The organism is Mycobacterium sp. E3251 (assembly GCF_001666835.1).
GTDB lineage: Bacteria > Actinomycetota > Actinomycetes > Mycobacteriales > Mycobacteriaceae > Mycobacterium.
On sequence record NZ_LZJF01000187.1, the window covers coordinates 1 to 20,632 of the forward strand.

The window sequence follows — 20,632 nt, forward strand, 5'->3', positions numbered from 1 at the left end:
GGTCCGCGGCTTCGGCGAACACCAGCGGCGTCACGATGTCGTGCAGCGTTTCGTTGACGATCGACTTGACCTGATCGCCGCCCACAAATTGTGCGGCCGCGACGTGGTGGTGGTCTCCGCCTCCGGCGAGGAAATCGTGGCTCCGATCGCACGGGCGCTCGGCGCCACCCACGCGATGGCGACCCGCATGGTCGTCGAGGACGGGCGGTACACCGGCGAGATAGCGTTCTACTGCTACGGCGAGGGCAAGGTGCAAGCGATCCGCGAGCTGGCCGCCCGCGAGGGCTACCCGCTGGAGCATTGCTACGCGTACTCCGACTCGATCACCGACCTGCCGATGCTCGAATCCGTCGGCCACCCCAGCGTGGTGAATCCCGACCGCGGACTGCGCCGGGAGGCCGTCGAACGCGGTTGGCCCGTGCTGTCGTTCTCGCGACCGGTGTCGCTACGCGACCGCATCCCGGCGCCGTCGGGTGCGGCGATCGCAACGACCGCGGCGGTGGGCGTGAGCGCGCTGGCCGCCGGCGCGGTCACCTATTCGCTGTTGCGCCGCTTCGCGTTCTAGTCCCACCAGGGCGCCGACAGCAAACACATTTCGGCGCAGCTTCGCAAGTTTTGCAAAATTGGGCCTTGCTGCGTTAAGGGTCTAGTAGTACAAAGGAACCACGGAAGCCCGGTGAGGCCTAGGTCGATCCGGAAGAGAAGGTTCGATCTCCCGACCCGGGCGCCCAGCACGGTGCTCGGCACCCACGCGGAGTCATAGCCGCGATAATGGCAGAAGTGTTGCGGGCCTGCGTAATTGCGAAATGTGGATGGTGTCGACGGCCCTTTGGGTGGGGTTGCAACCGAAGCGTCGCAAGATCGCCGAGGCCAACCCACGCAGCCCCGAAATGCACGCATGGTAACCGAGTTCCGTGCTAGCGGGCGGCGGACCGAATACTTCGGGACGTCGCCCGCTTTGCATTGTCCGGCAGCGCTTTCTGCGGCCGCCGGCGACCGATTCAGCTACCGACTCGACAGCGAATCGGCGATGCTCAAAGCCTCCTGCGCGCCGGCCCGCATCGCCCGGCAACAGAGCAGCAGCCAGGCCCCCACCCCGGCCGGCGTGCCATCGGCGAAGCCTTGCGCGGCGTCGCGATAGTCGGCCGGCTGGCGCATCCAACTGACCTCGGGCACACCCAATCCGTGTGGATCCAACCCGCTGGCGATGGTCACCAACCGGGACACCGCGCGAGCGACCACGCCATCGGCGCTGCCGAACGGCCGCAACGTCAGCAGTTCGCCGTGCGCGACCGCGGCGACCACCGGCGCCGGCGCCTGGGTACCGCCGCTCACCAAATCCGCCAGCAACTCCAGTCGCGGCCCGACGCCGGCATCGGCGCGAGGCCGGCCCAGCCGGTCCTCGTCGACCTGGTCGGCCGCCGCCAGCACGTGCAAGCGGGCCAGCGCCTGCAGCGGCGCCCGCCGCCAAATCCCGACCAGCGGGCCCTCGCCGCCTTCGAGCGCCTGCGCCACCCGCAGCGCCCCGCCGAACACCGGATCACTGACGGTCCCGGCGTCCGCGAGGTCTTCCAACCGGACCGGACCACCGTCGAGCACCGACGAGGCGCGGGCCGCCCGCAACGCCGCTTCGGCGGCGGTCACCGGCCATCCGCGCAGGTTGGCCCGGTGCCGATGGGCGCGGCCGAGCGCGTCCCGGGCCCGGTCGCTGGCCTCGGCCACGCCCGGCAACTCCATCAACGGAGCCAGTGGATCAGCCGTCACAGGTTGCCAACCTATCCCGGCTTCAACGATCGGATGTCGGTGCGTGCGGGATGGCCTCCAGCAGCCGGCGGGTGTATTCGTGCCGGGCCCGGGTGAACAGCTCGTCGGTGGGGGCCTGCTCCACCACCCGACCGGCGCGCATCACCAGGACGTCGTCGGCGATCTGCCGGATCACCGCCAGGTCGTGGCTGATGAACAGGTAAGTGAGGCCCAGCTCGGTCTGCAGCTCGGCCAGCAGATCCAGGATCTGCGCCTGCACCAAGACGTCGAGCGCGGAGACCGCCTCGTCGCAGACCAGCACCTCGGGCCGCAGCGCCAGCGCCCGGGCGATCGCGACCCGCTGCCGTTGGCCACCCGACAGCTCACGGGGCAGCCGGCCCAAAACCGATGACGGCAGCGCGACCTGGTCGACGAGTTCGCGCACCGCTCGCTCGCGCTGCCCGCGGTCGCCGAGCCGGTGTATGCGCAGCGGTTCCTCGATGGCGCGAAAAACCGTGTGCATGGGATCCAGGCTGCTGTAAGGGTTTTGGAAGACCGGCTGCACCCGCCGCCGGAAGGCCAATTGCTGGTCCCGGCTCAGCGCGTCGTCGATGCGGATGCCGTCGAAGACGACCGTGCCCGAGCTCGCCGGCAGGAGGCCGAGCACCATCTGCGCCAGGGTGGACTTGCCCGAACCCGACTCCCCGGCGATCGCCAGCGTGCTCGCCCGCCGCAGCCGGAACGAAACCCCGTCTACGGCGCGGAATTCCGCTCGCCGCCACGGCGCGCCGCGCGACTCGCGGTAGACCTTGGTCAGCTCAGAGGCGACCAGGATGTCGTCGGACGGCCCACGATCCGCCGGGCGGGGCCGGGCCGGGATTTTGACCGTCAGCGACGGCGCCGCGGCCACCAGCCGCCGGGTGTACTCGTGCTGCGGGTCCCGCAAGATCGACTGCGCCGCACCGGATTCCACCACGACGCCCTCGCGCATCACGACGACGGACTCGGCGCGTTCGGCGGCCAGTGCCAGGTCGTGGGTGATCAACAGCAGCGCGGTGCCGAGTTCCGCGGTGAGCCCCTGCAGGTGGTCGAGCACCTGGCGCTGGACGGTGACATCCAGCGCGGACGTCGGCTCGTCGGCGATCAGCAGCCTCGGCCGCCCCGCCAACCCGATCGCGATCAGGGCCCGTTGACACATGCCGCCGGACAGCTGGTGGGGATAGCGGCCCGCTTGTTTCGCCGGGTCCGGCATGCCCGCCTGCGCGAGCAGCTCCACGGCACGCCGCCGCGTCTGCCGGTCGGAGGTGTTGGCCCGCAACGCTTCCGACACCTGGAAGCCGACCTTCCAAACCGGGTTGAGGTTGGTCATCGGGTCTTGGGGTATGTAGCCGATCTCGCGGCCCCGGATGGAGCGCAACGTCCGGCGGTCGGCCCTGGCGATGTCGGATCCGTCGAAGACGATGCGCCCGGCGGTGATTCGGCCGCCGGGAGGAAGTAGCCCGAGGATCGCCGCCGCCGTGGTGGATTTCCCCGATCCCGATTCGCCCACCACCGCGACCGTGTGGCCGGGCAAGACGGTGAGGTCGACGCCGCGGACGGCGGCGTGATCACCGAAACTGACTTTGAGGCCCTCGACGGACAGCAGCGGCATGTCGTTCATGGCCGCCACGCTCGAGACGCCGGGTCGAGGGCGTCGCGCAGCGCGTCGCCCATCATCATGAAGGCCAGCACCGTGGCCGCCAGCGCACCGGCGGGATAGAACAGGATGGGCGAGCCCGCCCGCAGCCGCGTCTGGTCGAGGTTGATGTCGCCGCCCCAGGACACCACCGACGTGGGCAGTCCGACGCCCAGGTAGGACAGCGTGGCCTCGGTGACGATGAAAACTCCCAGGGCGATGGTGGCCATCGCGATGACCGGGCCAAGGGCGTTGGGCACCGCATGACGCAGCAAGATCTGAAAGCGACTCAGCCCCAACGCTTTCGCCGCGAGCACGTAGTCACTGGTGCGCACCGCGAGCACCGATCCGCGCGCGATACGGGCCACCTGCGGCCAGCCGAACAAGGCGAGGATGGCGATCACGGTCCATACCGTGCGGTGGTGCATGACCTGCATGAGCACGATGGCGGCCAGCAGCAGCGGCAGTCCGAAGAACACGTCGCTGATGCGGGATACCACCGCGTCGATCCAGCCGCCGTAGAAGCCGGCCAGGGCGCCGAGCGCCCCGCCGACGACGAACACGACCAGGGCGGCGCCCAAGCCGACGGTGACCGACGCCCGCGCGCCGTAGACGGTGCGGGCGTAGACGTCGTGGCCCTGCAGGTCGGTGCCGAACCAGTGCGCGCGCGAAGGCGGGAGGAGGCTCTGCCCGGGGTCGGCGTAGGTGGGGTCGGCGCCGGTGAACAAGGCCGGAAACATCGCGACCGCAATGATGAGCAGGATCAGCAGGCCGGCGACGACGAACTTCGGGCGGCCGCGCAGCCCGCGCCACGTGTCGCGCCAAAAGCCCGATCGCTCAGCCATACCGGATCCTGGGATCCAGGACGGCGTACAGCAGGTCCACGGCCAGATTGGTGATCAGGTAAATCAGCACCAGCACCGTCACTATCGACACCACGGTCGGCGCCTCCTGTCGGGTGACGGCCTGATACAGCACACCGCCGACGCCGTGGATGTTGAAGATGCCTTCCGTCACAATGGCTCCACCCATCAGCGCGCCCAGGTCGGCACCCAGGAACGTGACCACCGGGATCAGCGAATTCCGCAGAATGTGCACCGTCACCACGCGGGGCCGGGACAACCCCTTGGCGGTGGCCGTGCGGACATAGTCGGCGTGCGCGTTCGCGGCCACCGCGGATCGGGTCAGCCGCACCACGTAGGCGAACGACACCGAGCCCAGCACGATGCCCGGTAGCAGCAGACGCCCAAACGTCGACCGCTCCCCCACGGTGACCGGCGCGATCCCCAACCTCACCCCGAAAACGAACTGGGCCAGGAACCCCAGGACGAAGATGGGGATCGCGATGATGACGAGTCCGGCGATCAGGACGGTGGAATCGAAGACTCCCCCCGTGCGCAGTCCGGCGATCACGCCGAACCCGATGCCCAGCACCGCCTCGACGGCCAGGGCTATCAGCGCCAGCCGCACCGTCACTGGAAAGGCATGTGCGAGAACGTCACTCACCGGCAGCCCGGAGTAGGACCGGCCCAAGTCGCCGTGCAGCACGCCGCCGAGGTAGCGCAGGTACTGCACGAGGAACGGATCATCGAGGTGGTAGCGGGCCCGCAATTGCGCGGCGACCTCGGGGGTGAGCGGGCGGTCCCCGGCGATCGCGGCCACCGGGTCACCGGGCAACAGGAAGACCATGCCGTAGATCAGCAGCGTGGCGCCGAGGAAGACGGGCACCATGATGGCGATGCGGCGCGCGATGTACCAACCCATCGGTCAAGCCTTAACGATGTTCTCGTAGTCGGGCAGACCGTTCCAGGTGAGCTTGACGCTACCGACCTGTGGCGACCATCCGACCACCGCGATGTAGTACCACAGCGGCACGGCGGGCATGTCGTGCAACAGGATTCGTTGAGCCTCGTTGACCAGTACATCTGCTTGCTGCAGGTTTGGTGCGGCCTCGGCGGCGGCCAGGCCGGCGTCGAATTCCCGGTTGGAGTATCCGACGTCGTTGGATCCCGCTCCGGTGGCGTACAGCGGGGCCAGGAATTCGATCATCGAAGGGTAGTCACCGATCCAGCCCGCGCGGAACGCGGTATCGATGGTGCGGTTGGTGATCTGGGTGCGGAAACCCGCGAAGGTGGGATGCGGCGCGCCGACGGCGTCGATGCCCAGCACGTTCTTGATGCTGTTGGCGACCGCGTCCACCCACTCTTGATGGCCGCTGTCGGCGTTGTATGCGATGGAGTACCGCCCGCTCCAGGCCGAGATCGCGTTGGCTTGCGCCCAAAGTTGGCGTGCCCGTTCGGGATTGAAGTCCAATGCGGTATTGCCCGGGATGTTCCGATCGAAGCCGGGCAATGAGCTGGCGGTGAAATCGCGGGCCGGGCTGCGGGTGCCGTTGAAGATCTGCTGGCAGATCTGCGGCCGGTTGATGGCCGCCGACAGCGCCAGGCGGCGCAGTCGGCCTTCTTCGCCGCCGAAGTGCGGCAACCGCAATGGCGTGTCGAGCGATTGGCTGACCGCGACGGGCCCGCTTGCGGCCTGGCCACCGAGGTCACGCTGGTAGATCGTCAGCGCGCTGGACGGAATCGTGTCCAACACATCGAGATTGCCGGACAGCAGGTCGGCGTAGGCGGTGTCCAGGTTGGCGTAGAACTCGAACCTGAGGCCTTTGTTGTGGGGTTTGCGATTGCCGTGGTAGTCGGGGTTGGGTTTCAAGTCGATCTTGACGTTGTGTTCCCAGGCCGGCCCGTCGGGACCGTTCGCCAACTCGTACGGGCCGTTGCCGACCGGGTTGCGGCCGAACGCGGCCATGTCCCGAAAAGCCTTGGCCGGTAACGGGTAGAACGCATTGTGTCCCAGCCGTAGCGTGAAGTCGACGGTCGGCGCCTTGAGCCGCACGTCGAACTCGAGATCGTTGACCACTTGCAGCCCGGACATGGTGGTCCGGGCGGGCTTTCCGCCTGCCGTCAGTCCGGCGACGTCGTCGTACCCGACGATCGGGCTGAAAAAGCTCTGTTGCAGTTGGGCATTGGTACTTAGCGCCCCGTAGTTCCACGCGTCGACGAACGAATGGGCCGTCACCGGTGAGCCGTCGGTGAACTTCCAGCCGGGCTTGAGGATGATCCGGTAGTTGATGTTGTCGGTCGTCTCGACCGACTGCGCCACCTCCGGCGACGGCTTGCCTGCGGCGTCGTAGGACACCAAACCGGCGAACAGCCGATCCAGGATCCGCCCGCCGAGGCTGTCGTTCGTGCCGGTCGGAATCAGCGGGTTCGGCGGTTCACCGCCGTTCACCACCACCGACTCAGGGGTCAGCGCCCCGCCGCCGCACCCCGTCAGGGACGCGGCCGCCAGCAGCACGGCGGCCGCCATCCCGGCGGAAAGGACCCGCATGCGACGCATGACACCCGACCCTAGGGCCTGCCGCGGGCGGTCGGTGAAGTGCCCGCGCCGGGTTCGTCAACCTAGAATCCCGTCGTGACCGTCGCGTATCTGGCCTCGGACGAATCGGCTGAGCTAGCCGGCCGATTGATCTTCGCGTTCGGCCTTCCCGCAGTCGGCTTGGTCTGTCTGATCATTGGCCTTCTAGAGCGCTCGCGCAGGCGTCGACAGTCCCCGCCGCCGCACCACCCCGGCTACCCGTATCCGCCGCCGCCACCGGCCATCGGGTATCCGGGCCCGTATCCCGCTCCACCGCCCTATCCCGGTTACCCGCCCGCGGTACAGCCACCGCGGCCGGCGAGCAAGTCGGCCACCGCGCTGATCACCATCGGTATCGTGCTGCTGACGTTGGGCGGGCTGAACGTCCTCGTCCACGTTGCGCGCGCCGTGTCGCGCGACGATCGTGGCTCGCCCACGACCGCCCAGCCAACCCCATCGGCCAGAGCCGCGATGCCCGAAATCGGTCAGTGCTTCACCGAATTCGAGGTCCAAATGGGTTCGCTCAACCAACCGACCGACTGCGGTGATCCCGTGGCGACCTATGAGCTCGCCGCCATAGGCGGGCCGACGGCGACGTGCCCCGACAACAAGCGCGGCGACTCTGTCTACTCGCGCCTCACCAACGAATCCCACACGCTGTGTTTTGTCCCCAACCTCAAACAAGGGCTCTGCTACCTGAGGACCGGCCAGCGTGAGACGACGACGTTGACACCGGCCGATTGCGGTGAAGCGCGCTACGCAAAACTAAGGGTCGACAAGCGCATCGACGGCAGCGCCGACGAAACGCAGTGTCCGCCGGGGACAAAGGCCAACGCGTACCCCACGCCGCCGCGGGTCTACTGCTTGGTGCAAGCCGAGTCGTGACGTCGCTCAAACGGGCGTCACCGGGTGCACCTGCAACGCGCAAGCGTCGATGGTGACCGGCACGGTCAGCACCACGGTGGTGTCCGGCGGATTGACCAGCAGGTCGGTATAGGTGGGGCAGGGCTCGCCGTTGGCGTCGACGGCGATGCCCTCGACGACGGCCTGCGCCTGGGTGGACAGCGACAGGATGACGGTGGGCGGCACCTCGGCGCCGCCCGGCAGGCCTCCCATGTAGCCGCGCGGTGTGGGCTGGGCATGGATGAGCGGCCCGCCCCCACCCGAGTCGACCCCGGGATACCCGGTCAGCGTGCAGGGCTCCGCACCCCCGGCGAGGCTGAACACCAGTGTCGCCGCGCGGTGGCCGACCGCGGCCTGCGTCGGCGAAGCGGCGACGGCGATCTGATCCGACCAGCATGGGGTGGGCGCGTCGGCGGTGTCGGTCGGCATCGCCCACGCCGGCGACCCCAGCATGGCGGTGGCCGCGTAACCCGTTGCGGCCGCGGTGAAGCTGGGGGCTAGTCGGCGGTTGCGCCGCCCGTGACCGGGCACACCGGTGATTATCCGCTACAGGGCCCGGCTTTGACCGTCATTTGCACCTTCGCTTTTCACCTTGTGGGGCTAGGCTCTCTGACGATTGACGAGCCTCGACACTAGGAGGAAGCCAGTGACCGCCACAGACGCCGTAGGCCCGTCGTCGTATCCCCCGCCACCGGCGTTCGCCGAACAGGCCAACGCGGGCGAGGAACTGTACCGCGAGGCCGACGAGGACCGGCTGGCCTTCTGGGCCAAGCAGGCCAACCGGCTCTCCTGGTCGACGCCGTTCACCGAGGTGCTCGACTGGTCGCAGGCGCCCTTCGCCAAGTGGTTCGCCGACGGCAAGCTCAACGTCGCCTACAACTGCGTGGACCGCCACGTGGAGGCCGGCTACGGCGACCGCGTCGCCATCCACTGGGAGGGCGAGCCCGGCGACAGCCGCAGCCTGACCTACGCCGACCTGCAGGCAGAGGTGTGCAAGGCGGCCAACGCGCTGACCGGCCTGGGCCTGGTCGCCGGTGATCGCGTCGCGATCTACATGCCGTTGATTCCGGAGGCGGTGATCGCGATGCTGGCCTGCGCCCGGCTCGGGGTCATGCACAGCGTGGTGTTCGCCGGCTTCACCGCGAAGGCGCTGCGGGCCCGGATCGCCGATGCGCAGGCCAAATTGCTGATCACCAGCGACGGGCAGTTCCGCCGCGGCAAGCCGGCACCGCTGAAGGACGCGGCCGACGAGGCGGTTGCGTCGGGCGAGGACGGCGACAGTCCCGTCGAGCGCGTTCTGGTGGTGCGGCGCACCGGGATTGACGTGTCGTGGAACGACGATCGTGACCTGTGGTGGCACGACGTCGTCGACGCCGCTTCGCCCGATCACACGCCGGAGCCCTTCGATGCCGAGCAGCCGCTGTTCCTGCTGTACACCTCCGGCACCACCGGAAAGCCCAAGGGCATCGTGCACACCAGCGGCGGCTACCTGGCCCAGAGCTCCTACACGCACTACTACGTCTTCGATCTCAAGCCCGAGACCGACGTGTTCTGGTGCACCGCCGACATCGGCTGGGTCACCGGGCACACCTACGGCGTCTACGGCCCGCTTTCCAATGGCGCCACCGAGGTTCTCTACGAGGGCACACCCGACTCACCCACCCAGCACCGCCATTTCGAGATCATCGAAAAGTACGGCGTGACAATCTATTACACCGCACCCACGCTCATCCGGACCTTCATGAAGTGGGGTCGCGAGATCCCCGACGCCCATGACCTGTCCAGTCTGCGGCTACTGGGCACGGTGGGCGAGCCGATCAACCCCGAGGCGTGGCGCTGGTACCGCAAGGTGATCGGCGCCGAGCGCCTTCCGATCGTGGACACCTGGTGGCAGACCGAAACGGGCGCGGCGATGATCTCCCCGCTGCCCGGGGTGGCCGCGGCCAAACCGGGCTCGGCGATGCGGCCGCTGCCGGGCATCTCGGCGAAGATCGTCGACGACCACGGCGACGAGCTGGTGCCGGGCATCCACAAGGGCGAACACGTCACCGGCTACCTGGTCCTGGATCAACCCTGGCCGTCCATGCTCCGCGGCATCTGGGGTGACCCCGAGCGATACGTCGAGACCTACTGGTCCAGGTTCGCCGAGCAGGGCTGGTACTTCGCGGGCGACAGCGCCTATTACGACCGCGACGGCGCCATCTGGGTGGTGGGCCGCATCGACGACGTGATGAACGTTTCCGGGCATCGGCTCTCGAGTGCCGAACTGGAGTCGGCGCTGGTCGGCCACTACGGGGTGGCCGAGGCCGCGGTCGTCGCGAAGACCGACGAGACCACGGGCCAAGCCGTCTGCGCGTTCGTCGTCTTGTGCGCCGAGTACGAGGTGCACGACGGGGTCGTCGACGAGCTGCGCGCCGAGGTGGCCCGGGAGATCTCGCCCATCGCCAAGCCACGTGAGATTCACGTGGTGCCGGAGCTGCCCAAGACCCGCAGCGGCAAGATCATGCGCAGGCTCCTGCGCGACATCGCCGAAAACCGCGAGCTGGGTGACACGTCGACGCTGCTCGACGCCAGCGTCTTCGACGCGATCCAGGCCGCGAAGTAGCCACCTCAGGCCGGCTCAGGCCGGTAGCGGTGTGAACCCGGCACCGGGCCGGTGCTTGGCGTTGATGTCGGCCAGGACCGCGTTGAACGACTGGACCACCGCCGGCGTGTGCAGCGGAATGTACTTGATGACGCAGGTCGGCAGGTTGTCACTGAACGCCCCGTGGATCATGCCGACCAGCAGGTTGTTCACGGTCACCGGCGCCCCGGAGTCCCCCGGCTGGCCGCAGACCTGCATGACGATGGTGCCCGGGTCCTGACCGGGCCCCCAGGTGACGCCGCACGAGTTTCCGGTGGTCCGGCCCTGCTTGCAGGCGATCTCACCGAAGGCCGGGTCCGGGCCGAGGCCATTGATCGCGAAGCCGTTGTAGTTGGCGGTCGGCGTCACCTTGGCGGGATCGAACTTGATGACGGCGTAGTCGAGGTTGTCGTTGCCGGCCACCATGGTGCCCAGGACGCCGGCGTTCTCGGCGCCCTCGGCGGCGACCTGCGCGCCCGGACCGCCGCAGTGCGCGGAGGTGAAACCGATCAACTCACCGGCGGCATCTCCCCCGATGGTCGTCAGGGTGCACATGGTGTCCCCGTTGATGACGATGCCGGCGCCGCCGCCCATCGGGATCCTGACATCGGCGGCCGCGGCGCGAGCGGGGCAGCCCAACAGGGCCAGGAGCACTGCCGCCATGGCCGCCACGAAGTACCGGTGCGCCGTCTGCACAGAAACTCCCATCGACAGGCCGGAATCCGGACCGGCCTGATCAGTCTAGTCGGCCGGTGGCCCGTTGACCGTGCCCAGCGCGGCCGCCGGAACTCCGGCCCGCTGACACCGTAGAAGTTTGGAAACCGTGCGCCTGGGCATCTGGTTGAACGCCCTCGCGACGCCGCCGGTCAACCTCCGACAGGCGCCGGGCCGCCCGCCGCCTTCGGCTGGCCTCGTCTGGCATGGCGCCGCATGGCAACATGAACCGCGACGACAGCGCCGGGCAGTGACGAAAGAGGGGACCGTCTGTGAGCAAACCCGATGGCAAGAACGGTGTGCCCAGCACCCTGACCACGATCCCCCTGACCGATCCGCACGCCCGGCCGGCCGAGCCGTCGATCGGTGACCTGATCAAGGACGCGACCACGCAGGTCTCCACGCTGGTGCGCGCCGAGGTCGAACTGGCCCGCGCGGAGATCACCCGGGACGTCAAAAAGGGATTGACCGGCAGCGTCTTCTTCATCGCCGCGCTGGTGGTGCTGTTCTACTCCACGTTCTTTTTCTTCTTCTTCGTCGCCGAACTGCTCGACACCTGGCTGTGGCGCTGGGTGGCGTTCCTGATCGTGTTCGGGGTCCAGGTAGTGGTCGGGGCGCTACTGGCCCTGCTGGGCTTCCTCAAGGTGCGCCGGATCCGGGGACCGCGGGAGACGATCGAATCGGTCAAGGAGACACGCACCGCGCTCACCCCGGGCCACGACAAGGCGCAGGGCGCCCCCAAGCAGCTCGCCGAGCGCGGCAGGCACGAAAAGCCCGAAACCGATCCATCGGGCTGGTAAATGGCCCCGCCGGATCCGTCGGTAACCCGCATCGACGGGCCGTGGCGCCATTTGGACGTGCACGCCAACGGCATCCGGTTCCACGTCGTCGAGGCCCTACCCACCGGCGCGGACACGACCGCACCACCCACTGCCCGGCCGCTGGTGATGCTGCTGCACGGTTTCGGTTCGTTTTGGTGGTCGTGGCGTCATCAATTGCGGGGACTGACCGGGGCGCGGGTGGTCGCGGTCGACCTGCGCGGTTACGGCGGCAGCGATAAGCCGCCCCGCGGCTACGACGGCTGGACGCTGGCCGGCGACACCGCCGGCCTCATTCGGGCGCTGGGACATTCGTCGGCGACGCTGGTCGGCCACGCCGACGGCGGCCTGGCCTGCTGGGCCACCGCGCTGCTGCACGCGCGATTGGTGTCGGCCATCGCGCTGATCAGCTCGCCGCACCCGGCGGCGCTGCGCCGGTCGACGCTGACCCGGCGCGACCAGGGGTATGCACTGTTGCCGACGTTGCTGCGCTATCAAGTGCCGATTTGGCCGGAGCGGCTGCTGACCCGCGACAACGCCGCGGAGATCGAACGCGTGGTCCGCAGCCGCAGCTGCCCCAAGTGGCTTGCCTCCGAGGACTTTTCGGAATCCATCGGTTACCTGCGGATGGCCATCCAGATTCCGTCGGCGGCGCACTGCGCACTGGAATACCAGCGCTGGGCGGTGCGTAGTCAGCTGCGCGACGAAGGCCGCCGCTTCATGAAATCGATGTGTCGGCAGCTCAGCGTGCCGCTGCTACACCTGCGCGGCGACTCCGATCCCTACGTCCTGGCCGACCCGGTCAACCGGACGCAGCGTTACGCCCCGCAGGGACGTTACGTATCCATCGATGGCGCAGGGCATTTCAGCCACGAAGAGGTGCCCGAGGAAATCAACCGACACTTGATGAAATTCATCGACTACGTGGTCAGCTGACGCAGGCCCCCGTGGTCACCTGCTGGGTGTCGCCGATCTTGGCGAGCTGACCATTCACCTCGTCGGCCGTCAAAACGAAGCCGGTGTCGGGATCGTCGACCGCGGCGCCGAACACCACACCGAGCACCTGGCCGTTCAGGTCGATCAACGGCCCCCCCGAATTACCTTGCTCCACATTGGCTCTGATGGTGTAGACGTCGCGGGTGACCGGCGCGGGGTCGCGGTAGATGTCGGGGCCGCTGAGTTTGATGACCTCGCGGATGCGCGCCGGGGTCGCGGTGAAGTTACCACCCCCCGGGTATCCCAGCACCACAACGCTTGTGCCCGTTTTCGCCTCGCCCGAAGCGAAGGCCAACGGCTTCGGCGGCAGGTTGGGGACGGCGAGGATGGCGATGTCGACCGACGGATCGTAAGACACCACGGTGGCGTCCAGGGGACTGCCGCTCGCGTAGATCTGCACGCTGTTGGAACCGGCCACCACGTGCGCATTGGTCATCACCCGGTCGGGTGCGATCACAAACCCGCTGCCCTCCAACACTTTCTGGCAGCTCGGCGCCAGGCTGCGCACCTTGACGACGCTGGGTGCGGTGGCCTGCACCACCGGATTGTTGGCCAGCGCGGGGTCGGGCGAGGCGACCGGAATCACCGGAGTCCGGCTGAACGGCTCCAGCACCGCGGGCAGGCCGGAGGTGTTCAGCAGGGCCGACAACCGCTTGGGCACCGTCTTCAGCCACGGCGGGGCAACCTCGTTGACCTGGGCCAGCACTCGCGAGCCGCGCACCGCGGCGGCCAGCTCGGGCTGGTCCTTGGACTGGGTGAGCGGCGTCGCCAACAACCACGCCGCGGTCAACACCACCACGAGCTGCACGCCCACCCCGATGAACGAGTCGACCGTCCGGATGGTGCGGCTGCGGATCGCGCCGCGAACCGCCCGCCCCAGCACCACGCCCGCGACCTCGCCGACGACGACCAGTGCCAGGATCAAAAAGAGGGCGGCGAACAGCTTCGCGCGGGGCGCGGCGATGTGGCTGACGAGGTGGGGCGCCAGCAGCACGCCCGCGATCGCGCCGAGCAACACACCCACGAACGAGAACAGCGACCCCACCGCGCCGGAACGCCAGCCCGATACGGCCGCGATGAAGGCGACCGAAAGCACGGCCACGTCAAGCCACTGTGACGGGGTCATCGAGTTCATGTTCATCGGGGGGGACCGCCCTGCTCGCCGACCAGCGCCATCGCCGCGTCCAATTCGCGGACGTCGGTGGTGTCCCAGGGCTGGGCCCAGCCGGCGACGTCGAGCATCGCACAGATCACCTGGCCAGTGAATCCCCAGACCAGCATCTCGTTCAGCAGAAACGCCGGTCCGGCCCACCGGCGGCCGAGGTCGCCCCGGTAGACCATCAGCCGGTTGGCCGGGTTGATGAAGGCGCGCAACGGAACTCGCGCCACGATCGCTGTTTCGGCCTCGTTGACGACGGCCACCGGACCGGGATCCGGCGAGTAGGCCAGCACCGGGACGACGTGGAACCGCGACGGCGCAATGAACGTGCGCTCCATCGTGACCAGGGGATGCAACCGCGACACGTCGATCCCGGTTTCCTCCTGAGCTTCGCGCAAGGCGGTGGCCACCGGACCGTCATCGGTGGGATCGGAGGCGCCGCCGGGAAACGCCGCCTGGCCGGCGTGGTGGCGCAAGGTCGAGGCCCGCACGGTGACCAGGAGGTCGGCGTCGTCGGGGCCGCGGCCGTCGGCCGGCGCGGACTCCGGGCCCGAGAACAGGACCAAGACAGCGGCTTCGCGCCCGCTGCCGCGCAACGCCGACACCGCCTTGCCGGTGATCATCGCCAGCACGTCGGCCGGCAGCCGGCGCCGGTACGCGTCCGGCATCCGCTCGACGTTGTCGACCAGGGGGCGCAGCCACGACGGGGAGGCGTCGGGGCTCAGCTCAAGCGTCCCGCGCGCACGGGTGGGGTGACCACCTCCCGCGGGCGGGGGCGTACCCCCGACGTTCACGGGGCGCTCCAGTCGGTCCAATTTTCGGCTTATCCCTTGTCATTTCCGACCGCGGCCGCGATCTCGTCGGCGCTGTCGAAGGCCCGCGGCAGCATCTGGGCAACGCTACCGTCCGGGCGCAGAACCACCGTCGCGGGCATCACGTTTACCACACCCAGGGCCGCCGCGACCCGCCGGCGACCGTCCTGCAGGGTCGGCAGCCGAACGCCCAGTTCGGCGAGCCGCAGCAACGCGGCCGTCTCGTTCTCGTCCTGATGCACCGTCACCACCATCACGTCGGACCCGGCTCGCCGTTGATACTCGGCCATCGCGGGCAGTTCGGCCGCACACGGCGCGCACCAATACGCCCATAAGTTGAGGACCACCCGCCGCCCCGCCAGCGCGCGGGCGACGTCGATAGCCGAACCGTCGGCGGCGCACTCGGCCGTGACACCGCGCAGCGCAGGGGGGCCGGGGCCGTCGACGGCGGCCGGACAGGGCGCCAGATTGGCCCGCTGCCGCGGACCCGCCAGCGCGGCAGGCGTGTCGGCGTCGCGGTGTTCGCGGTCGGGCGGGCTGACGGCCGTGCCGGGCTTCGGGGCCGGCCCCGACTCGTCGCGCAGCTGGGCGACCAGGCCCGCCGCCAGCGCCGCCACCACCGCGAGGATCGCGATGGTCGAGCGCGTGGTCCGCGTCAAGGTGGTGGGCGCCTACAGGCCGGCCAGCGCCAGCAAGTGCTCGGTTTCCGGCCCCCGCACCAGGGGCGCGGCGAGCAGCGGTTCGGTGGGGCCGAGGCCGAAGGAGGGGCAGTCCTTGGCCACCACGCACACACCGCAGGCCGGCTTGCGCGCGTGGCACACCCGGCGGCCGTGGAAGATCACGCGGTGGCTCAACATGGTCCACTCGCTGCGTTCGATCAGTTCACCGGCCGCGCGCTCGATCTTCACCGGGTCCTTGTCGCTGGTCCAGCGCCACCTGAGCAGCAGCCGCGCGAAATGGGTGTCGACCGTGATACCGGGGACGCCAAAGGCGTTGCCCAGGATGACGTTGGCGGTCTTGCGGCCGACTCCGGGCAGCGTGACCAGTTCCTCCATCGTGGCAGGCACCTCGCCGTCGAACCGTTCGACCAGCGCCTGCCCGAGGCCGATGAGTGAGGTCGCCTTGTTGCGGAAGAACCCCGTTGGACGGATCAGGTTTTCCAGCTCGTCACGGTCCGCCTGCGCGTAGTCCAGCGCCGTGGGGTACCGCTTGAACAAGGCCGGCGTCGTCAGGTTCACCCGCTTGTCCGTGCTCTGCGCCGAAAGGATCGTGGCGACGGTCAGCTCGAGCGGCGTGGTGAAGTCCAGCTCGCAGTGCGCGTCCGGAAACGCCTGCGCCAGCGCCCGATTCATCCTGCGGGCCCGCCGCACCAAGCCGGCCCGCGTCTCCTCAGACCAGCGCCGCGCGTCGACACCGCCCGATGGGACCGACGTGGACTTCGAGCGTCCGGACGACTTTGCCGCTGTCACCTACGACAGAGTACTGATTTCGTGATCTCGCCGAGACCTCGTGTTGATTGAAGTGCCTGTTTACTCTCCTTGTGTCGTGGTTGCTGGTGGCCTGCGTTCCGGCGTTGCTGATGTTGGCGGCGCTCGGCCTGGGGCGGCTCGAACGGGGGCTCGCCCGTGAGGACGTCACCATGCTCGCTGTCACCGAGCTTTTCGAGCACGCCGAGATTGTCGACGTGCGCACCCTGGCCCGTGAGGGAATGCCGGAGGCGCTGGAATTTCTGCACCGGCGCGAGGCCCGGGAAGTTGCCGAGGCGGCGCTGGCCGGGCTGACGGCCGGGCCGCGGCATGCGGCGCCGTCGTTCGCCGCCAGCTTCATTGACCATGCCGAGCTGACATTGCCGACGCGAATACAGGCGCATTCGCACATCAATCCGCAGTTTAAGGCCACTCGACACGTCAATCGTGTGTAGCGTTGCACGTTGGACAAAATGTCCTACCGCTAGACTCATCACGCGAGCAAGGGATTAACCTGCCCGTACACAAATCATTGGAAAGCTGAAGAGGCAACGTGGACGAGATCCTGGCAAGGGCAGGAATCTTCCAAGGGGTTGAGCCCGGCGCGGTCGCCGCGCTGACCAAGCAGCTGCAACCCGTCGACTTTCCCCGTGGGCACACGGTCTTCGCCGAAGGCGAGCCGGGTGATCGGCTGTACATCATCGTCTCGGGGAAGGTCAAGATCGGCCGTCGCTCGCCCGATGGCCGGGAGAACCTGCTGACGATCATGGGCCCGTCGGACATGTTCGGCGAGTTGTCTATTTTCGACCCCGGCCCAAGGACTTCCAGCGCGACCACGATCACCGAGGTGCGGGCCGTGTCGATGGACCGCGACGCGCTGCGGGCGTGGATCGCCGACCGTCCCGAGATCGCCGAGCAGCTGCTGCGGGTGCTCGCCCGGCGGCTGCGCCGCACCAACAACAATCTGGCCGACCTCATCTTCACCGACGTGCCGGGCCGGGTGGCCAAGCAGCTGCTGCAGCTCGCCCAGCGGTTCGGCACCCAGGAGGGTGGCGCCATGCGCGTCACCCACGACCTGACCCAGGAGGAGATCGCCCAGCTGGTGGGGGCGTCCCGGGAGACGGTGAACAAGGCGCTGGCCGATTTCGCCCACCGCGGCTGGATCCGTCTGGAAGGCAAGAGTGTGCTGATTTCGGACTCCGAAAGGCTCGCCCGCCGAGCGAGGTAAGCGCGCGAATTGCGTCGGATCGACGTTATCGACGCGTTCACTCGAACTTTTCCGCGCTAGCGTGGATTTCGGCGCGAGTTCAGCGCCGCAAATAGTCCAGCTGCGCCTGAACGGACCATTCGGCCGCGTCCCAGAGTTTCTCGTCGACGTCCACATAGACGTGTTCGACGACTTGGCGCGCGGTGGCGTCGTCGCCGATGTGCCGCAACGCCGCGCGCACCTGTTCCAGCCGTTCGTGCCGGTGCACCAGATAGCCGGACGCGACGGCCTCCAGGTCGGGCAGGTCGGGCCCGTGGCCGGGCAGCACCGTACGTCGCCCCAAACCACGTAAGCGCCGCAACGATTCCAGGTAGTCGGCCAGGCTGCCGTCTTCGGAGTCGATGACGGCGGTGCCACGGCCCAGCACGCTGTCGGCGGTAAGGACGGCGTCCTCGAGCACGAACGAGAACGAGTCGGCGGTGTGGCCCGGCGTGGCCATCACTCTGATCTTGAGGCCGGCCGCGTCGATGACCTCACCATCGGTGAGGTGACCGCCGAGGCCGCGCAGGAACCCGCTGCCCGCCGACCGCACCGTCGCGCCGGTCCGCTCGACCAGCTTGTCGATGCCGTCGGTGTGATCGCCGTGCCGGTGACTGATGAGCACGAGCGTGATACGGCCCAACTCGGCGACCCGGGCGATGTGTTCGTCGTCGTCGGGCCCGGGATCCACCACGACCAACTCGTCGCTGCCCTTGCCGCGCAACACCCAGGTGTTGGTGCCCTCGAGCGTCAGCAACCCGGGGTTGTCGGCCAACAGAACCGAGGCAGTCTCGGTCACCGCCCGCAGCGTGCCGTATGCGGGATGACTCGGCGACTCGGGCGCGTCGGTCACGGTCGCGAGCCGACCTCCACGATCAGCTCCACTTCGACCGGCGCATCCAGGGGCAGTTCGGAAACGCCGACGGCCGACCGCGCGTGTGCGCCGTCCTCGCCGAACACCTCGGCGAGCAGTTCCGAAGCGCCGTTGACGACGCTGGGCTGGCCGTTGAACCCCGGCGCGGAGGCGACGAAGCCGACGACCTTGACCACCCGGGTCACCGCGTCGATGCCCACCAGCGAATCGACGGCCGCGAGGGCGTTGAGCGCGCAGATCCGCGCCATCGCCTTGCCTTCTTCCGGGCTGACCTGCGCACCCACCTTGCCGGTTCCGGCCAGCTGTCCCGCCTGCAGCGGCAGCTGACCCGCGGTGTACACCAGGTTGCCGGTCCGCACCGCGGGGACATAGGCGGCCAGCGGCGCCACCACCTCGGGAAGCGCGACCCCGAGTTCCGCGAGCCGGGTGGAGGCAGTCATCTACTTGGGACGCTTCAAATACGCGACGTGTTGCTCACCGGTTGGCCCGGGCAGTACGGACACCAACTCCCAGCCGTCGGCACCCCACTGGTCGAGAATCTGTTTGGTGGCGTGGGTGAGCAGCGGGACGGTGACGTATTCCCATGCGGTCGGTTGGCTCATGGCGCGAGCTTATCGGTCGGATGTGAACGGCTCCGGCCTGCCCGGGGGCCGGACGCCGGTCGGGCTAGCATGCGAAGGTGGCAAACACATCGAGCGGCGGTAGCGCCGTCGGCTGGCCGGCGCGGCTCTCCAAGGCCCGCCTGCATTTCGTCACCGGCAAAGGCGGTACGGGCAAGTCGACGATAGCGGCCGCACTGGCACTGACCCTGGCAGCCGGCGGACGCAAGGTCCTTCTCGTGGAAGTCGAAGGGCGCCAAGGCATTGCGCAACTCTTCGACGTCCCGCCGCTGCCCTACCAGGAGGTCAAGATCGCGACCGCCGAACGCGGCGGTCAGGTCAACGCGCTGGCCATCGACATCGAGGCCGCGTTCCTGGAATACCTGGACATGTTCTACAACCTCGGCATCGCCGGGCGGGCGATGCGGCGCATCGGGGCCATCGAGTTCGCCACGACGATCGCGCCGGGCCTGCGCGACGTGCTGCTCACCGGAAAGATCAAGGAATCGGTGGTGCGGGTCGACAAGAACCGGCTGCCCGTCTACGACGCGGTAGTCGTCGACGCACCCCCGACGGGGCGGATCGCCCGCTTCCTCGACGTCACCAAGGCCGTGTCGGATCTGGCCAAGGGCGGCCCGGTGCACTCGCAGAGCGAAGGCGTGGTGAAGCTGCTGCACTCCGAGCAGACGGCCATTCACCTGGTCACCCTGCTGGAGGCGTTGCCGGTGCAGGAAACCCTGGAAGCCATCGAGGAGCTCGCCGAGATGGAGCTGCCGATCGGCAGCGTGATCGTGAATCGCAACATCGCGTCGTATCTGCAGCCCGCCGACCTGGCCAAGGCCGCGGAGGGGCACGTCGACGCGGACTCGGTGCGGGCCGGGCTGGAAATGGCGGGGATCAAGCTGAACGACACCGAGTTCGCCGGACTGCTGACCGAGACCATCGAGCATGCGACGGTGATCGCCGCGCGGGCCGAGATCGCCCAGCAACTGGACGCGCTGCAGGTGCCCCGGCTGGAATTGCCGGCGATCTCCGATGGCGTCGACCTCGGAAGCCTCTATGAGCTTTCGGAATCGCTTGCACAGCAGGGGGTTCGATGAGTACCACGCCGAATAGGCTTGATATGGCCTCGATCTTGGCCGACACGACCAACCGGGTGGTGGTGTGCTGCGGCGCCGGCGGGGTGGGCAAGACCACCACCGCGGCCGCGATGGCGTTGCGCGCGGCCGAATATGGCCGCAACGTATGCGTTTTGACGATCGATCCGGCCAAGCGGCTGGCCCAGGCACTGGGGGTGAACGACCTCGGCAACACCCCGCAGCGGGTGCCCCTGGCGCCTGAGGTTCGCGGCGAGTTGCACGCGATGATGCTCGACATGCGCCGCACGTTCGACGAAATGGTGGTCCAGTACTCCGGAAACGGCCGGGCGCAAGCGATTCTGGACAACCAGTTCTATCAGACGGTCGCCAGCTCGCTGGCCGGCACGCAGGAATACATGGCGATGGAGAAGCTGGGCCAGCTACTGGCCGAGGATCGTTGGGACCTGGTGGTGGTGGACACCCCGCCGTCGCGCAACGCGCTGGACTT

23 protein-coding genes are annotated in these 20,632 nt (G+C 68.4%); 9 read left to right on the plus strand and 14 right to left on the minus strand.

Annotated elements, in window-relative coordinates:
• The coding region (locus A5697_RS23000) for an HAD family phosphatase (protein ID WP_231972154.1) at positions 1–565 on the plus strand (565 nt) is incomplete at its 5' end.
• 440 nt (positions 566–1,005) lie between these two features.
• Here A5697_RS23000 and A5697_RS23005 read toward each other — a convergent pair.
• Genes A5697_RS23005 through A5697_RS23025 form a run of 5 tightly spaced genes read right to left on the minus strand, consistent with a single transcriptional unit; the run spans position 1,006 to position 6,817 of the window.
• Positions 1,006–1,764: an oxidoreductase gene (locus A5697_RS23005; RefSeq protein WP_068012152.1), complete on the minus strand. Its 759-nt coding sequence runs from the start codon at positions 1,762–1,764 to the stop codon at positions 1,006–1,008.
• 22 nt (positions 1,765–1,786) lie between these two features.
• Entirely contained in the window at positions 1,787–3,403 is a 1,617-nt protein-coding gene (locus tag A5697_RS23010) for an ABC transporter ATP-binding protein (RefSeq protein WP_068012161.1), read from the minus strand.
• Positions 3,400–4,263: an ABC transporter permease gene (locus A5697_RS23015; protein ID WP_067949040.1), complete on the minus strand. Its 864-nt coding sequence runs from the start codon at positions 4,261–4,263 to the stop codon at positions 3,400–3,402. Before A5697_RS23015 ends, A5697_RS23010 begins: the two co-directional genes overlap by 4 nt.
• On the minus strand, positions 4,256–5,182 hold the full coding sequence (locus tag A5697_RS23020) for an ABC transporter permease (protein WP_067949038.1): 927 nt from the start codon (positions 5,180–5,182) through the stop codon (positions 4,256–4,258). The genes A5697_RS23015 and A5697_RS23020 overlap by 8 nt, the downstream gene beginning before the upstream one ends.
• A 3-nt stretch (positions 5,183–5,185) precedes the next feature.
• A complete protein-coding gene (locus A5697_RS23025) occupies positions 5,186–6,817 on the minus strand; it encodes an ABC transporter substrate-binding protein (RefSeq protein ID WP_068012153.1) in 1,632 nt (543 codons plus the stop codon).
• A 75-nt stretch (positions 6,818–6,892) separates the two neighbouring features.
• On the opposite strand from A5697_RS23025, the gene A5697_RS23030 reads away from it, so the two are divergent.
• Positions 6,893–7,720 carry a hypothetical protein gene (locus tag A5697_RS23030; protein WP_067949034.1) on the plus strand — a complete coding sequence of 276 codons (828 nt, stop codon included), beginning with the start codon at positions 6,893–6,895 and terminating at the stop codon, positions 7,718–7,720.
• 6 nt (positions 7,721–7,726) lie between these two features.
• Here the strand turns inward: A5697_RS23030 and A5697_RS23035 are convergent, their stop codons facing one another.
• Positions 7,727–8,269: a DUF4232 domain-containing protein gene (locus A5697_RS23035; protein ID WP_197501091.1), complete on the minus strand. Its 543-nt coding sequence runs from the start codon at positions 8,267–8,269 to the stop codon at positions 7,727–7,729.
• A 115-nt stretch (positions 8,270–8,384) separates the two neighbouring features.
• Between A5697_RS23035 and acs the strand changes: the two genes are divergently transcribed.
• Entirely contained in the window at positions 8,385–10,343 is a 1,959-nt protein-coding gene (gene acs, locus A5697_RS23040; RefSeq protein WP_068012154.1) for an acetate--CoA ligase, read from the plus strand.
• Between the two features lie 15 nt (positions 10,344–10,358).
• On the opposite strand, the gene A5697_RS23045 is transcribed toward acs, so the two are convergent.
• A complete protein-coding gene (locus A5697_RS23045; protein WP_156673417.1) occupies positions 10,359–11,057 on the minus strand; it encodes a serine protease in 699 nt (232 codons plus the stop codon).
• Positions 11,058–11,347: 290 nt separating this feature from the next.
• Here A5697_RS23045 and A5697_RS23050 point away from each other — a divergent pair, with 290 nt between their 5' ends.
• Positions 11,348–11,875, plus strand: coding sequence for a phage holin family protein (locus tag A5697_RS23050; protein ID WP_067949030.1), 528 nt, complete (start codon positions 11,348–11,350; stop codon positions 11,873–11,875).
• Positions 11,876–12,829 carry an alpha/beta fold hydrolase gene (locus A5697_RS23055; protein ID WP_068012155.1) on the plus strand — a complete coding sequence of 318 codons (954 nt, stop codon included), beginning with the start codon at positions 11,876–11,878 and terminating at the stop codon, positions 12,827–12,829.
• Here the strand turns inward: A5697_RS23055 and marP are convergent.
• From marP to nth, 4 genes are read right to left on the minus strand one after another with little or no spacing between them, the layout of a single operon-like run.
• Positions 12,822–14,015 carry an acid resistance serine protease MarP gene (gene marP, locus A5697_RS23060; protein ID WP_156673418.1) on the minus strand — a complete coding sequence of 398 codons (1,194 nt, stop codon included), beginning with the start codon at positions 14,013–14,015 and terminating at the stop codon, positions 12,822–12,824. The genes A5697_RS23055 and marP overlap by 8 nt on opposite strands.
• Positions 14,016–14,026: 11 nt before the next feature.
• Positions 14,027–14,842: a CoA pyrophosphatase gene (locus A5697_RS23065; RefSeq protein WP_068012156.1), complete on the minus strand. Its 816-nt coding sequence runs from the start codon at positions 14,840–14,842 to the stop codon at positions 14,027–14,029.
• A gap of 29 nt (positions 14,843–14,871) precedes the next feature.
• Positions 14,872–15,519 (minus strand): TlpA disulfide reductase family protein, encoded by a 648-nt coding sequence (locus A5697_RS23070; protein WP_068012157.1) that lies wholly within the window; start codon positions 15,517–15,519, stop codon positions 14,872–14,874.
• A gap of 12 nt (positions 15,520–15,531) precedes the next feature.
• On the minus strand, positions 15,532–16,212 hold the full coding sequence (nth, locus tag A5697_RS23075; protein WP_068012158.1) for an endonuclease III: 681 nt from the start codon (positions 16,210–16,212) through the stop codon (positions 15,532–15,534).
• 173 nt (positions 16,213–16,385) lie between these two features.
• Between nth and A5697_RS23080 the strand changes: the two genes are divergently transcribed.
• Both A5697_RS23080 and crp read left to right on the plus strand, forming a co-directional pair.
• On the plus strand, positions 16,386–16,781 hold the full coding sequence (locus A5697_RS23080) for a hypothetical protein (RefSeq protein ID WP_231972155.1): 396 nt from the start codon (positions 16,386–16,388) through the stop codon (positions 16,779–16,781).
• Between the two features lie 98 nt (positions 16,782–16,879).
• Positions 16,880–17,554, plus strand: coding sequence for a cAMP-activated global transcriptional regulator CRP (gene crp / locus A5697_RS23085; protein ID WP_044508824.1), 675 nt, complete (start codon positions 16,880–16,882; stop codon positions 17,552–17,554).
• Between the two features lie 79 nt (positions 17,555–17,633).
• Here the strand turns inward: crp and A5697_RS23090 are convergent, their stop codons facing one another.
• Genes A5697_RS23090 through A5697_RS27890 form a run of 3 tightly spaced genes read right to left on the minus strand, consistent with a single transcriptional unit; the run spans position 17,634 to position 19,048 of the window.
• Positions 17,634–18,425 carry an MBL fold metallo-hydrolase gene (locus A5697_RS23090; protein ID WP_068012159.1) on the minus strand — a complete coding sequence of 264 codons (792 nt, stop codon included), beginning with the start codon at positions 18,423–18,425 and terminating at the stop codon, positions 17,634–17,636.
• The gene (locus A5697_RS23095; protein WP_068012160.1) at positions 18,422–18,886 is read right to left on the minus strand and encodes a RidA family protein; all 465 of its coding nucleotides are present in this window, start codon (positions 18,884–18,886) and stop codon (positions 18,422–18,424) included. The genes A5697_RS23090 and A5697_RS23095 overlap by 4 nt, the downstream gene beginning before the upstream one ends.
• A complete protein-coding gene (locus tag A5697_RS27890; protein ID WP_007166633.1) occupies positions 18,887–19,048 on the minus strand; it encodes a DUF4177 domain-containing protein in 162 nt (53 codons plus the stop codon). It abuts the gene before it with no gap.
• A 77-nt stretch (positions 19,049–19,125) separates the two neighbouring features.
• On the opposite strand from A5697_RS27890, the gene A5697_RS23100 reads away from it, so the two are divergent.
• Positions 19,126–20,145, plus strand: a complete 1,020-nt coding sequence (locus A5697_RS23100; protein ID WP_067949014.1) for an ArsA family ATPase — start codon at positions 19,126–19,128, stop codon at positions 20,143–20,145.
• On the plus strand, positions 20,142–20,632 hold a 491-nt coding region (locus A5697_RS23105), incomplete at its 3' end, for an ArsA-related P-loop ATPase (RefSeq protein ID WP_156673419.1). The genes A5697_RS23100 and A5697_RS23105, both read left to right, overlap by 4 nt.